Below are 13,782 nucleotides of genomic sequence, written 5' to 3' on the forward strand. Positions count from 1 at the left end.
TGTCATCCGTTGTGATAATTGTACCAGAAGGCAATTGATAGCCTGTTAAATTCCCTTGTTTCCACCACCTCCAAGCCGTTCGATAACTTATTCCTGTTTTTTTTGCCTAGTCCGATAGTTTTGTCTGTACATATTACCATGCCTGACTATATCTGACTATATTTGTATTTAAACTTTACAATACTTGATCTTGAGGAGAAACGCTGTAACTATTGACTTGCTGAATTAACACCCGTCCCCAAAATGACTTGTACTTTGCTAGTACAATTATAGTAAAAAGTGAAATAAGAAAGATTAAAACCAATAACTATGTCTCAACCGATTACCATCGAAGATATCTATAAACTTTTCGAGAAAACTAACGAAAAGTTTGAACAATCACGCCAAGAATACGATCGCCGGGCTGCTGAAGCTAAGGCTGAATATGATCGCCGGGCTGCCGAAGCCAAGGCCGAAGCCGATCGCCGGGCCGCCGAAGCCAAGGCCGAAGCCGATCGCTGGGCCGCCGAAGCCGATCGCCGGGCTGCTGAAGCCGATCGCCGTTTAGCCAAGCTAGAGAAAACAGTGGCCAATACCAGTCGTGCCGTGGATAGTTTAACCACTCGCTGGGGAAGATTTGTCGAGGAATTAGTCGAACCTGCTGTTATTAGCCTATTTCGGGGCAAAGGTATCGATGTCAAAGAAACCTACAGTCGTGCCAGGGTAAAACGGCAAGGAATAGCCATGGAGATTGACATTTTAGCCGTCGATGAAACCGAGGTAGTTTTAGTAGAATGTAAGTCTCGTTTATCGAAAGATGATGTCAACGAGTTTTTAGAAAAATTAAGTCGATTTAAACAAGCATTTCCCCATTATAAAAACTATCAAGCTTATGGTGCAGTGGCAGGAATAGAAATAGATGAAGGAGTAGATCGTTATGCCTATAAACAAGGTTTATTTGTGATTAAACCATCGGGAGAAACGGTAGAAATCATTAATGATTCTGGTTTCGAGCCTAAATTATGGTAGGAGAAAGATGTTCCCCTCATCCGGCAAAGTATTGGCAGCAGGTCTAATTTTTCCAACCTAGCACTAGACTAACCTATGGATAGGATGCAGGATTAATAAGTAAATGGTTTCAATTAAATTGAAGATAGATTTTGTCTTTGATCCCCCCTGCCCCCCTTGATAAGGGGGGTGCCGATAGGCGGGGGGATCTGACAATTTTTAACACCCACCTACTTATTCATATCTTGATTCAGTAACGTCTTGCATAATTAATTTTTGAGGATTCAAAAACGGCAAAAATAAGGATTAAATTGCCTAAAATCTGTGAAGAGACCATTTAAAATTCTCCTGACGACCGACGACAGGCTCCTAACCCCAACAACAATTTTTGATTTTTACCAGAGGTCTAGTAACGTCTTGTCCTAAAATTGCCAATAGCCAGTTTCAATGCACAAGAGCCTGATGGCTAAAAACTGGCTCCAGTTTTTGCCCGGGATAGCACAGCTTGATCGCAGTGGATCGTAAAATGGGATAATGCTAACTTTGAGAGTCAGAGAGACTATGAGTGAATTCGACTACGATTTAATTATTATCGGTGCTGGAGTTGGTGGCCACGGAGCAGCCCTACACGCGGTCAAATGTGGGCTAAAAACCGCTATTATTGAAGCCAAAGATATGGGAGGAACCTGTGTCAATCGCGGTTGTATTCCTTCTAAAGCTTTGCTGGCAGCCTCGGGACGAGTGCGCGAATTGGCCGATAGTGACCATCTGAAAAGTTTAGGTATTGCCATCGGTGGCGTTAATTTTGACCGTCCAACAATTGCTAATCATGCTAACAACCTTGTCAGTAAAATTAGAGGCGATCTCACTAATAGTCTTAAACGTCTCAAGGTTGATACTATCCACGGTTGGGGAAAAATCGCCGGCCCGCAAAAAGTTAGCGTCATCGGGGATAGTGGCGAAAAAATCTACACCGCTAAGGATATTATGCTCTGTCCGGGGTCGGTTCCCTTTGTCCCACCGGGGATCGAGATCGATCATAAAACGGTTTTTACCAGTGATGAGGCCGTTAGATTAGAAACTTTACCCAAGTGGATTGCAATTATCGGCAGTGGTTATATCGGTCTGGAATTTTCGGATATATACACCGCTTTGGGTTGTGAAGTGACGATGATCGAAGCTTTAGATAGTCTCATGCCTGGATTTGACCCAGAAATCTCGAAAATCGCCGAAAGAGTTCTGATTAAACCTAGAGACATCGAGACTTATGTGGGAGTTTTGGCAAAAAGTATTAAACCGGGGAATCCCGTGGCCATTGAACTGGTGGACGCAAAAAGCAAAGAAGCGATCGAAATTTTAGAAGTAGATGCTTGTTTAGTCGCTACAGGAAGAATCCCCGCGACCAAGAATCTCGGATTGGAATTTGTCGGGGTAGAACTGGATAAACGCGGTTTTATTGCCGTTAATGACAAAATGCAGGTAATTCAGTCCGGTGAACCGATTCCCCATCTCTGGGCTGTGGGCGATGCTACGGGTAAAATGATGTTAGCTCACGCTGCTTCGGGTCAAGGGGTAATAGCCATTGAAAATATCTGTAATCGCCCAAAAACCATCGATTATCGCAGTATTCCCGCCGCCGCTTTTACCCACCCCGAAATTAGTTATGTGGGTTTAACGGAACCGCAAGCAGAAGCTTTGGCACAGGAAGAAGGGTATAAGGTGGCTTCTGTCAAGACCTATTTTAAGGGAAATTCTAAGGCTTTAGCGGAAGGAGAAACGGAAGGCATCGCTAAAGTCGTTTATCGTCAGGATACGGGGGAATTACTCGGTGTTCATATTATCGGTATCCACGCATCGGATTTAATTCAAGAAGCGGCCAATGCGATCGCTGAACGTAAATCTGTCCATGAACTCGCTTTCCGCATCCACACCCATCCAACTCTCTCAGAAGTCCTCGACGAAGCTTATAAACGCGCTGAAGTGGCAGCATAGAGTCAGTTATCAGTTATCAGTTATCACCGTTAAGTTTCCGACTCCTGACTCCTGAATTCTGACTCCTTTCTCTTTTTTTACTTTTTACTTTCAAGATTATGTTTGGATTAGGTTGGCCAGAAATAGTAATTATTGCTGTAGTTGTTCTCCTGATATTTGGGCCGAAAAAAATACCCGAATTTGGGGCAGCTTTGGGGAAAACTTTACGGGGATTTAAAGAAGAAATCAATCAAGATGAGCAAGAAATTGAAGACAGTGATGAGAAAATGAGATAGATTTCGGCTCTCAGGGCGAATGCAATTCGCCCCTACAATAATATTATTGCGCCAATGGTAGGGGCGCACCGCGTGCGCCCAAAAATTGAGATGCCCCCCCTAATTTGTTAAGCTAAAGGTTTTGATGTACTTAGTTTCTAACCTTCTTTTTAGGTAGGAGAATTGCCAGATTCTTTCTTGGAGCCTCTTGCCCTCAGAAGCTGTTTACTGTTTACTGTTGACTGTTCACTAAATATCTGCTTCTCCCCCCACCACCACATCGCGGATACGGAGACTGGGGCCACCGCAGCCGACGGGTAAACCACTTTGACCCCCTTTTCCGCAGCCTCCCGACTCATCCCAGTAGAAATCATCCCCAATTGCCTCAATATTGGCTAGGGTTTTAAAGACATTACCGGAGAGAGTCACATCCTTAACCGGTTCAGCAATTTCTCCGTCGCGAATCATCCAAGCTTCCCCGGCGCTAAAAGTGAACATTTCGCCGTTAGTCATGCCTCCCTGCCAATTTTGGGCATAAACTCCCGTTTTTATCCCCGAAAATAACTCTTTAACGGCAGTGGTTCCCCGTTCAATCCAAGTGTTGGTCATGCGGACAATGGGCGGATAATGATAATTGAGACAACGGGCGTTACCGGTCGGTTTTTCGCCTAATTTGCCCGCCGTTTCCCGCGAATGCAGTCTTCCCACCAAAACCCCATCTTTAATTAACTGAGTCGTCGTTGCGGGGGTTCCCTCATCGTCATAAAAATAACTGCCCCGATGACCTTCCGGATAGGCCCCGTCAAAGATTTGCAGGTTATCCGGTCCGAAACGTTTGCCCATACTCATCACTTCCAAAAGGTCGGGATTTTCGTATAACATATCTGCCTCGGAAAGGTGGCCAAAAGCCTCATGGACGAACAAACCGGTTAAAATGGGATCGATGACGACGGTGTAGGTATCGCCCTTGACAGGGGGCAAAACTAGGGCTTGTAGGGCCCGTTTAGCCGACCCTTGCACCTGTTCTTCTAAATTGACCAGATCCTCGAAAGCTTTTCGGGATCCTGTGGTTTCCCGGCCTGTTTGTACGCTGTCCCCATCCCTAGCGGTGGCCGAAAAACGCATTTCTACGTCTGACCATTTTTGTTCGATTAAAGTCCCGTCAGAAGTGCCTAAAAGAATATGTTGACTGCTATCGCTGTAACGGACGGAAGTGGTGGCAATACTGGGATGGTGTTGACGCAATAGGTTATTATAGCGATCGCAGAGGGCTTTTTTATCGGCTAATGGTACTAAACGGGGATCTGTTCCCGTTAAAGGCAATTCACAGGAGATAATTACAGGTTCTACTGGAGCAATCAGGGTTTCTTCTTCCCCAATTAAACGGGCAGCAGCGATCGCATCTTCTAATCGTTCCTGTAAACTGGATAATTGATTAAAGCTGGCAAATCCCCAACCTCCTTTATAACAAGCGCGTACCTGACCACCGATAGCAATACCTTCGCTGAGGGTTTCCACTCGTTCGGAACGTAGTAGAATATTTGTCCCCCGCGCTTCTTCCAGACGAATTGTCAGGAAATCGACGCGGTTTTTATAACGGTTAATCAGTTCACTAATTAGGTTTTTATAATCGTTTAGAGTATCGGTCATAGGAATTATGAATTATGAATTATGAATTGGGAAGTGGGGTGATGGGGTAGTGGGGTAGTGGGGAGATGGGGTGTGGGGTGTGGGGGAATTATGAATTATGAATTATGAATTGGGGAGCAGGGAGTGGGGTGTGGGGAGAATAAATAAAAATAATCTCCTGTCTCCTGACTACTGATAACTGATAACTGATAACTGATAACTGACTACTGATAACTGACTACTGATAACTGATAACTGATAACTGATAACTGATAACTGAAATTAGGCGAGATAATCCTGTAAAGCTTTCACCTCTAAAGGTTGGGATTGCAGGGATTTTAAGGCCGCTACTGTCGCTTTTGCCCCGGCGATAGTGGTGATAATTGGTAACTTATAATCGAGGGCAGTGCGGCGAATTTGTCGGCCATCATTTTGGGATTCTTCACCACTGGGAGTATTGACAATAAACTGAATCCAGTCATTTTTGATCCAATCGATAACGTGGGGGCGGCCTTCGTGAATCTTTAGCACTAAATCGATATTTTCGCAACCGTTTTCTAACAAAACTTCACGAGTTCCCGAAGTGGCGACGACGCGAAAACCGAGGGATTGCAGATCCTTAACCACGGGGACCATGGGGGTTTTATCGCGATTGTTCATCGAGACAAAAACCGTCCCACTGGTGGCTAAAATCACGCCGGCGGCCATTTCCGCTTTAGCGAAAGCTTTGCCAAAATCGCTGTCAATCCCCATTACTTCCCCTGTAGAACGCATTTCTGGCCCCAGGAGAGTATCGGCGCCGGGGAACTTCTGGAAGGGTAAAACCGCTTCTTTTACGGCAATATGACGGGGAATTGCTTCGCTGATGATCCCCAATTCTGCTAGGGTTTTGCCCGACATGACGAGGGAGGCAACTTTTGCTAAAGGAACTCCCGTTGCTTTGGAAACGTAGGGAACAGTACGACTAGCCCGGGGATTCGCTTCTAAGATATAAACTGTCTCCCCCTGTACCGCATACTGGATATTCATCAAACCGATTACTTTTAAAGCTTTCGCTAGTTCCACCGTCCATTGTCGAATTGTGGTTAAAACCGGGGCGCTCAGGGACGTATGGGGGATAGAACAGGCAGAATCGCCCGAATGTACGCCCGCTTGTTCGATATGTTCCATTAATCCCCCGATAACTACTGTTCCCGTGGCATCTGACAGGGCATCCACATCCACTTCGATGGCATTTTCGAGGAATTTATCGATTAAAATCGGGTGATCCGGTTCTATCTGTACCGCATACTTCATATAGCGTTCCAATTCGCTATCGGAATAGACGATTTCCATCGCCCGACCGCCTAAAACGTAGGATGGACGTACTACCACAGGATAACCGATGCGTTTAGCCACTGCTTGGGATTCTTGGAAACTGCGAGCAATACCGTTGGGGGGTTGCCGTATATCTAATTGTCGGAGGATTTTTTCAAAACGTTCCCGGTCTTCGGCAGCATCGATCGAATCGGGTGAAGTTCCCCAAATTTTGGTATTTACGGGACAATTAGGCGATTCTAAATATTTTTGCAGGGGAACCGCCAGTTTTAAGGGAGTTTGCCCACCGAATTGAATAATTAAACCCTCTGGTTGTTCCGCTTCGATGATATTTAAGACATCCTCTTTGGTCAGGGGTTCAAAGTAAAGGCGATCGCTGGTATCGTAATCGGTGGAGACGGTTTCTGGATTAGAGTTGACCATAATCGTCTCAAAACCGGCGTTACTGAGGGAAAAAGCGGCATGACAACAACAGTAGTCAAATTCTATCCCCTGACCGATGCGATTGGGACCACCACCAAGGATCATCACTTTGCGTTTATCGGAGGGTAAGACTTCCGATTCTACCCGTTCGTAGGTGGAATAATAGTAGGGTGTTAGGGCCTCAAATTCCGCCGCGCAGGTGTCCACCATTTTATAAACGGGAACAATACCTAAACCCTTGCGATAACTTCTCACTTCGTCCTCGCTGCTGTTGGTGGCGAAGGCGATTTGGCGATCGCTAAAACCCTGTTGTTTAATGGCGAATAGGTCCTCTTGGCTGAGACTTTTCAGGGGAGTTCGTTTGAGAAACTTCTCGGTTTCCATCAAATCAGCCAATTTATCGAGGAACCAGGGATCAATTCCGGTTAGTTCGTGGATTTCCTCCCCATTCATGCCCAATTTAAAAGCATGATAGATACTATAAACTCGTTCGGGGTTAGGTGTCCGCAAACTGGCCCGGACTTCCGAGAGGGGGGGGAGAGTTTCGACTTTATCGCAACCAAAGCCAAAACGGCCCGTTTCTAGGGAGCGAAGTGCTTTTTGAAAGGATTCTTGGAAAGTTCGACCGATAGCCATGGCTTCCCCGACGGATTTCATCTGGGTGGTTAGAATCGGTTGGGAGCCGGGGAATTTCTCGAAGGCAAAGCGAGGAATTTTGGTGACGACGTAATCGATAGTCGGTTCAAAGGAAGCCGGGGTTTTTTTGGTGATATCGTTGGGAATTTCGTCTAAAGTGTAGCCTACTGCTAGTTTAGCGGCAAATTTAGCGATCGGGAATCCCGTGGCTTTTGATGCCAGGGCCGAAGAACGGGATACCCGGGGATTCATCTCGATCACGATTACGTCGCCGTTAGTGGGATTAACGGAGAATTGGATGTTCGATCCGCCGGTTTCTACGCCAATTTCCCGAATAATTGCCTTAGAATAGTCCCGGAGGCGTTGGTATTCTTTATCGGTTAGGGTTTGGGCGGGCGCAACCGTAATCGAGTCGCCGGTATGGACCCCCATCGGGTCAAAGTTTTCGATCGAACAGATGATCACCACGTTATCGGCTAGATCGCGCATTACCTCTAATTCGTATTCTTTCCAGCCAATTAGAGATTTTTCGACGAGAATTTGCGATGTAGGCGAACAATCTAGCCCATACTGGGCCATCGGTTCAAATTCTTCTTGGTTATAGGCAATACCGCCCCCCGTTCCCCCTAAAGTGAAGGCCGGCCGGATAATGAGAGGATAGGAACCGATCTGATGACCGATCGCTTTTGCTTCTTCTAAATTGTTGGCAATCCCCGAAGGACAGACGGGAACACCGATTTTCTCCATTGCTTTTTTGAATAGTTCCCTATCTTCGGCTTTTTCAATAGCGGGGAGTTTTGCCCCGATCAGTTCCACGTTATATTTTTCTAAAACGCCGCTTTTGGCCAAAGCTACGGCGGTATTGAGGGCAGTTTGACCGCCCATAGTCGGTAGAATCGCATCAGGGCGTTCTTTGGCGATAATTTTCTCGACAATTTCTGGCAGAATTGGTTCAATGTAGGTGCGATCGGCCATTTCTGGATCGGTCATGATCGAGGCGGGGTTAGAATTGACTAAAATTACCTCATAACCTTCTTCTCGTAGGGCTTTACAGGCTTGAGTTCCCGAATAGTCGAATTCACAGGCTTGTCCGATGACAATCGGGCCAGCGCCCAAGATTAGGATTTTCTGTAAGTCATCACGGCGTGGCATAGGCTTAGGGTTGCTTGACTATAAACCCCAATCATTGTATATGTTGTCACCCCTCTATTCCCTAAAGCTTTATTTAGGTTTAATGACCTTATTTGCTTGTGTCTTTTGCCTCTTGCCTGTTGCCTCTTGCCTTCAGAAGCTGATCACTGTTTACTGATATCGCGTACAATGATAAGATTGTTTTCAAAGATACAATAGGCGTTTGTCTTCGCTAGAGAGTTTATGAAAGTTGGCGATCGAGTTCGTATAATTGATTCCGTGGTGGTTTATCACCATCCTGAACACAAATCAGAGCCTTTTGACGTGAAAGGACTAGAGGGACAGGTGAAAGCGTTTGTCACCGAATGGCGTGGCAGACCGGTTAGCGCCAATCTACCTGTCCTCGTCGAGTTCAGTAAAAAGTTTAAAGCCCATTTTCGAGATTTTGAAGTAGAAATCGTGGAAAAAGCCGGAGAATAGGGACTTTTTCGCTTATTTAAGCTACAAAGCGAATAAATTTATTTTTGCCCACCTGTAGGACTTTTCCGGCTAAAGCTTCGGCTGTCTCAAAACTTTTGTCCACATCGGTGATTTTCTCACTATCGATTCTGACTCCACCCCCCTGAATCTGTCTTCTCCCCTCGCCGCTACTTTTACATAAGCCGGTGGCCGAGAGAAGATAGAATAATTTCAGGGGAAAAGTGACCGCCGCGAGGGAAAATTCGGGTACAGAAGCCGCAGCTGCCGTATTTCCCTGTAGAACTATATCTTGCGCCGTTTTTTGTGCTTTTAATGCCTCCTCTTCTCCGTGAAACTGGGCAACTACCTCGATCGCCAGTTGTTTTTGTGCCTCTCGCGGATTGCTTGGCATAGCATCTAAGGGCAAGTTTGTCAATAGTTCGTAATAATCTTTTAACAAAACGTCGGGGGTTTTTTCCAGTTTCGAGTACATGGACAGGGCCGATTCCCGCAATCCCACATAATTATTCAGGGATTTGGACATTTTTTGACTGCCATCGGTTCCGATTAAAATCGGTAAAAGTAGCCCGAATTGCGGTTTTTTGCCGAAATATTTCTGTAAATCACGACCGACGGCAATATTAAATTTTTGATCGGTTCCTCCCAATTCCACATCGGCCTCGACAGCTACGGAATCATAACCCTGCATTAAGGGATAGAGAAATTCATGGAGAAAAATCGGGTTTTCCTTGTCGTAGCGTTCGGAAAAGCCTTCTTTTGCCAACATTTGCCCGACGGTCATGGTGGAGAGGAGTTCGAGAATTTGCGATAGGTCTAATTTCCCCAACCATTCCGAGTTATAGCGAATTTCTAGGCGATTAGGGGTGTTAAAATCTAAAATTGGGCGTAATTGTGCCAGATAATTCTCGGCATTGGCTCTCACTTCTTCGCTGGTCAATTGTTTTCTAACTTCCGATTTTCCCGTCGGATCGCCGATTCTAGCGGTAAAATCGCCAATAATTACCACTGCTATATGACCAGCATCCTGGAAGGCCCGCAGTTTCCGAAAAGGAATACTATGACCTAGGTGAATATCGCTGCCGGTGGGGTCAATACCTAGTTTAATTCTTAAAGGGCGATCGGCGGTTTGCAGTAGTTGGGTTAAATTTTCCCTAGGATCTTGGGAGTCGGGTTGATGGGGGAATAGGTCACTGGTTCCACGGGTTAGCCAGTCTAGGGAGGAAGATACGGTCATTGTTGCTCATTTTCCACAGCCTTCCTATTATAGTTTTTTAGTATGTCAAGTAACAAGCAAAAGATAAATAAACTGGTATCCCAATAAGAGTCGATAACATCTTGACAATTCTCCCGATCGAATATAGAGTCTTAAAATCTTCTTTTCCAGAATTATCAAAAAATTTCCCTGTCTTGAATTGCGACAAGATAAGCCAATGAATCCTAGTTATAATAACTCTATACCCGTGCAGAGGATCAAAGTTTCTGTGATTGTTTCTACCTATAAATCAGCAGAGTTTATCCGGGGTTGTCTAGAGGATTTAGTTACTCAAACTCTTTATCAAAAGGGAGAAGTAGAAATTATTATTATCGATAGTGCTTCTCCGGAGAATGAAGGGGAGATTATCCAAGAGTTTCAAGAAAATTATCCTAATATTATTTACCAGAGAACTCAAGAACGAGAAACCCTGTACTGCGCTTGGAATCGCACTATTAAACTAGCTAGGGGTCTTTATCTGACCAATGGTAATACTGATGATCGTCACTGTTTCAATGCTCTGGAAATTATGGCTAATTATCTAGATAACAATAGAGAGATTAGTTTAGTTTATGCAGATCAATTAATTACCACCCTCAAAAATGATACTTTTGCCACCACCCCAGCTTTAAAACATTGGAATTGGCCAAATTACTCCTATGAACAGATGCGTCAAGGTTGTTGTGTGGGTTCTCAACCAATGTGGCGAAAAATGCTGCACGATAAATATGGTTATTTTCAGGAAAATTTTCATTGTGCTGGTGATTATGAATTTTGGTTAAGAATCGGCAGTAAAGGTGAAAAAATGGCTTTGATTCCTGAGATTTTAGGGTTATATTATTTAAATCTCCAAGGCTTAGAACATGGCAGTAATGGTCAAGCATTAGAGGAACATTATCAAGTGTGTAAAATCTATAAAATTCCCCACCCAGACATTAAGGATCTAGAAATTAAATCCAATCCAGTTAAGATGGAAGATTTAGGCATAATTTTACAGGAAGAGGAGCGAGAAAAATTACAAATAATTCAAGCTATCTCCCAGAAAAGATGCCCTATTATTGTTATTGATGGCGTGATTTTTCAAATCAATCAAGGAAAATTAGCCAGGGTTTGGTCTTCAATTCTAGAGCATTGGAGTCAATTAGAATTGAGTCAACAGATTGTTATTTTAGATAGAAATAACAGCGCACCAAGATGGGAAGAATTTAAATATTGGCCTGCGGAATCCTACGATTATAATTGTACGGGAAAGGATGCCAGAAAAATCCAAGCTATTTGCGATCACCTACAGGCTAATTTATTTATTTCCACTTTTTATACCAGTCCCTTAACCACTCCTTCTCTACTTTTGCTTGCTTCTGAATCCCCAGAAGAAAATGGTAATTTACCAGTAGATTTAGAAAAACACTATGCAATTTTATCCGCTTCTAGAATCATCGCTTTTTCCTCTGATATTGCCCAAGATTTAAGAAAGTTATACCCCAAAATTACCCCCGAAAAGATTAATATTATCGAGCTTTTTGAAGTTAATCAAAAAATCGCTGAAGAAATCAATAATTTTTTCCAGTATGCGCTCAGGGAAAGTAAGGAATCAAGTCAGAATCAAGTCTGGTTAGAGTTAAGAAAGTTACAGGAAGCACAACAGATAATGTATCTGAAACAACAGCAAGATTATCGTACTATGCAAGGGATGGAAATATCCTTAAAAGAATTAGAAAATCATCATAATTATCTCCAGAAAAATAATCAGGAATTACGGGAAGAAATCAACTATTTGTCCTCTCGTAAGGGAATAGTAAAAACCCTAGCGAAAACTTCTATTTTACTTCTTGCTAAGATCAAGAAAAAACTCCCAATATTTTAGAAAATTAAGGCCAAGTTTCCTAACAACGATCCGATCCTGGCACAGCAGTGCCGAAAAGTGGTAAAGTAATGTTAAGAATTAGAGGAGAAAACACTGTGCCACATTCGATCGTCACTGGAATTTGTGAAGGGGTTGCTGATTGCGTTTCCGCTTGTCCTGTTGCTTGTATCCATCCAGGACCGGGTAAAAATGTTAAAGGAACCGATTGGTATTGGATTGATTTTGCCACTTGTATCGACTGTGGTATCTGTTTACAAGTATGTCCCGTCGAAGGTGCAATTCTGCCAGAAGAACGTCCCGATTTACAAAAAACTCCCTAATTTATCAGTTATCAGTTATCAGTTATTAGTTATCAGTTGTGAGTTTTCAGTTTACTGCTTACTGAAAATGCTTCCCACTTCCCAATTCATAATTCATAATTCATATTACTGTCTGCTATCTCCTTTTTACCTTACCATGGATTACCTTTTAGAAGTTGAACAAGTTTATGCTGGTTATGTGCAGGATTTATACATATTGCAAGGGGTTAACTTTCGCATTGCACCGGGGGAATTAGTCACGGTTATCGGTCCCAATGGTGCGGGAAAATCTACCCTTGCTAAGGCAATTTTTGGTTTATTAAAACCCAGTGCTGGAACTATCACTTTTAAGGGAAAAAATATCGCCGGTTGGAAATCCAATCAAATCGTTACCCTCGGAATGGGTTATGTTCCCCAAATCGCTAATGTTTTTCCATCCCTGAGCATTGAGGAAAATCTGGAAATGGGAGCTTTTACGAGCAAAGGAAATATAAAATCTTTAAAAGAGCGCATTTATGCCATGTTTCCCCGTTTGCTCGAGCGCCGTCGTCAGAAAGCTGGCACTTTATCTGGAGGAGAAAGACAGATGTTAGCCATGGGACGAGCGCTGATGTTGCAACCGGATTTATTAATTCTCGATGAACCTTCGGCAGCTTTATCTCCTATCTTAGTAACCAGCGTTTTTGAACAGATAAAAGCGATTAATCAGACGGGAACTGCAATTATTTTAGTGGAACAGAATGCCAAAAAAGCCCTAATGATGTCCGATCGAGGTTATGTTTTAGAAAGTGGTCAAGATCGTTTTCAGGGATCGGGTCAAGATTTACTCAATAACCCGAAAGTAGGGGAATTATACCTCGGGGCGGCTGATCATGGGGCCAAACGAGATGATTAGGAATTTGTTAAGGATTGAGGGGGATTTTGATTTCTTCCCGGAATTGGCTCTCCTAGGTTTGGTGGGTAAAATGTATTCTAAGATACATTTCTCCTAGCGAGGGGGTGGAACGAACCACAAAGACACAAAGGACACAAAGATCGATCGATCCTATATAATTTAAACTTATCACACAAAGTCGAGAAGAGCCCGGAATTTAGCGATAGGATAGTAATTGAGTACAAATCTCTACGGCCCTGATGTCAAGGTGGATAAGCCAGCAACCCCTAAATAGGGTCTGCTGAATAAATCTAAAAACCTTGTTGGGTAAGACTTTTAGACCTTTTGTCAATCAAAAAGTACTGGATCTGGGAGTGATCGGGGGTAAATTTAGGCACTTTTTCCCTGAAAATTAGGTAATTGGCCACCTCAAAACTGGTAAAACCCCACACCCCACACCCCACACCCTGCCCCCAGGAAAAACTTTTTCAGCAAACCCTATTTAGGGTCTGCTGAAAAAGTACGGGCGAAGCATTCGGATAGAAAATCTACGGTTTCACCGATAGGTTATTGCCCGAATGCTTCGCCCCTACAGAACGCGGGCCGATGAAGACGCAAGGTTTTGAACGACGATTCTCTCAAAA

General features: G+C 43.9%; 10 protein-coding genes. 7 read left to right on the plus strand and 3 right to left on the minus strand.

Annotated features, from left to right (window positions below; genetic code table 11):
* Positions 1–309 precede the first annotated feature (309 nt).
* The 3 genes from IM450_RS12985 (at position 310) to tatA (ending at position 3,254) form a co-directional block, all read left to right on the plus strand.
* Positions 310–1,008 carry a DUF3782 domain-containing protein gene (locus tag IM450_RS12985; protein WP_287666803.1) on the plus strand — a complete coding sequence of 233 codons (699 nt, stop codon included), beginning with the start codon at positions 310–312 and terminating at the stop codon, positions 1,006–1,008.
* Positions 1,009–1,548: 540 nt separating this feature from the next.
* Positions 1,549–2,979, plus strand: coding sequence for a dihydrolipoyl dehydrogenase (gene lpdA / locus IM450_RS12990; protein WP_287666805.1), 1,431 nt, complete (start codon positions 1,549–1,551; stop codon positions 2,977–2,979).
* A gap of 98 nt (positions 2,980–3,077) precedes the next feature.
* A complete protein-coding gene (tatA, locus tag IM450_RS12995; protein ID WP_002733416.1) occupies positions 3,078–3,254 on the plus strand; it encodes a twin-arginine translocase TatA/TatE family subunit in 177 nt (58 codons plus the stop codon).
* Between the two features lie 228 nt (positions 3,255–3,482).
* On the opposite strand, the gene IM450_RS13000 is transcribed toward tatA, so the two are convergent.
* Together IM450_RS13000 and carB are read right to left on the minus strand one after the other, a co-directional pair.
* Positions 3,483–4,883, minus strand: a complete 1,401-nt coding sequence (locus IM450_RS13000; RefSeq protein WP_287666807.1) for a TldD/PmbA family protein — start codon at positions 4,881–4,883, stop codon at positions 3,483–3,485.
* A gap of 261 nt (positions 4,884–5,144) precedes the next feature.
* Positions 5,145–8,390 (minus strand): carbamoyl-phosphate synthase large subunit, encoded by a 3,246-nt coding sequence (carB, locus tag IM450_RS13005; RefSeq protein WP_287666809.1) that lies wholly within the window; start codon positions 8,388–8,390, stop codon positions 5,145–5,147.
* A 222-nt stretch (positions 8,391–8,612) separates the two neighbouring features.
* On the opposite strand from carB, the gene IM450_RS13010 reads away from it, so the two are divergent.
* A complete protein-coding gene (locus IM450_RS13010) occupies positions 8,613–8,849 on the plus strand; it encodes a ferredoxin-thioredoxin reductase variable chain (protein ID WP_002803429.1) in 237 nt (78 codons plus the stop codon).
* 16 nt (positions 8,850–8,865) lie between these two features.
* Here IM450_RS13010 and tyrS read toward each other — a convergent pair whose 3' ends face one another.
* Positions 8,866–10,083, minus strand: a complete 1,218-nt coding sequence (gene tyrS, locus IM450_RS13015; RefSeq protein ID WP_287666812.1) for a tyrosine--tRNA ligase — start codon at positions 10,081–10,083, stop codon at positions 8,866–8,868.
* Positions 10,084–10,279: 196 nt separating this feature from the next.
* Here tyrS and IM450_RS13020 point away from each other — a divergent pair, with 196 nt between their 5' ends.
* The 3 genes from IM450_RS13020 (at position 10,280) to IM450_RS13030 (ending at position 13,159) form a co-directional block, all read left to right on the plus strand.
* Complete coding sequence (locus IM450_RS13020) at positions 10,280–11,965, plus strand: glycosyltransferase (RefSeq protein WP_287666815.1); 1,686 nt, start codon at positions 10,280–10,282, stop codon at positions 11,963–11,965.
* A 95-nt stretch (positions 11,966–12,060) separates the two neighbouring features.
* A complete protein-coding gene (locus IM450_RS13025) occupies positions 12,061–12,285 on the plus strand; it encodes an indolepyruvate ferredoxin oxidoreductase subunit alpha (protein ID WP_016516721.1) in 225 nt (74 codons plus the stop codon).
* A gap of 136 nt (positions 12,286–12,421) precedes the next feature.
* Complete coding sequence (locus IM450_RS13030; RefSeq protein ID WP_287666818.1) at positions 12,422–13,159, plus strand: ABC transporter ATP-binding protein; 738 nt, start codon at positions 12,422–12,424, stop codon at positions 13,157–13,159.
* Positions 13,160–13,782 lie beyond the last annotated feature (623 nt).

This window comes from Microcystis sp. M083S1, assembly GCF_020246405.1.
In the GTDB taxonomy this organism is placed as follows: Bacteria; Cyanobacteriota; Cyanobacteriia; order Cyanobacteriales; family Microcystaceae; genus Microcystis; species Microcystis aeruginosa_C.

Coding starts and splice junctions, on each gene's coding strand:
- tyrS (WP_287666812.1), bottom strand. CDS start 10,083: ATGACCGTATCTTCCTCCCTAGACTGGCTAACCCGTGGAACCAGTGAC.
- lpdA (WP_287666805.1), top strand. CDS start 1,549: ATGAGTGAATTCGACTACGATTTAATTATTATCGGTGCTGGAGTTGGT.
- IM450_RS12985 (WP_287666803.1), top strand. CDS start 310: ATGTCTCAACCGATTACCATCGAAGATATCTATAAACTTTTCGAGAAA.
- IM450_RS13030 (WP_287666818.1), top strand. CDS start 12,422: ATGGATTACCTTTTAGAAGTTGAACAAGTTTATGCTGGTTATGTGCAG.
- IM450_RS13010 (WP_002803429.1), top strand. CDS start 8,613: ATGAAAGTTGGCGATCGAGTTCGTATAATTGATTCCGTGGTGGTTTAT.
- tatA (WP_002733416.1), top strand. CDS start 3,078: ATGTTTGGATTAGGTTGGCCAGAAATAGTAATTATTGCTGTAGTTGTT.
- IM450_RS13020 (WP_287666815.1), top strand. CDS start 10,280: ATGAATCCTAGTTATAATAACTCTATACCCGTGCAGAGGATCAAAGTT.
- carB (WP_287666809.1), bottom strand. CDS start 8,390: ATGCCACGCCGTGATGACTTACAGAAAATCCTAATCTTGGGCGCTGGC.
- IM450_RS13000 (WP_287666807.1), bottom strand. CDS start 4,883: ATGACCGATACTCTAAACGATTATAAAAACCTAATTAGTGAACTGATT.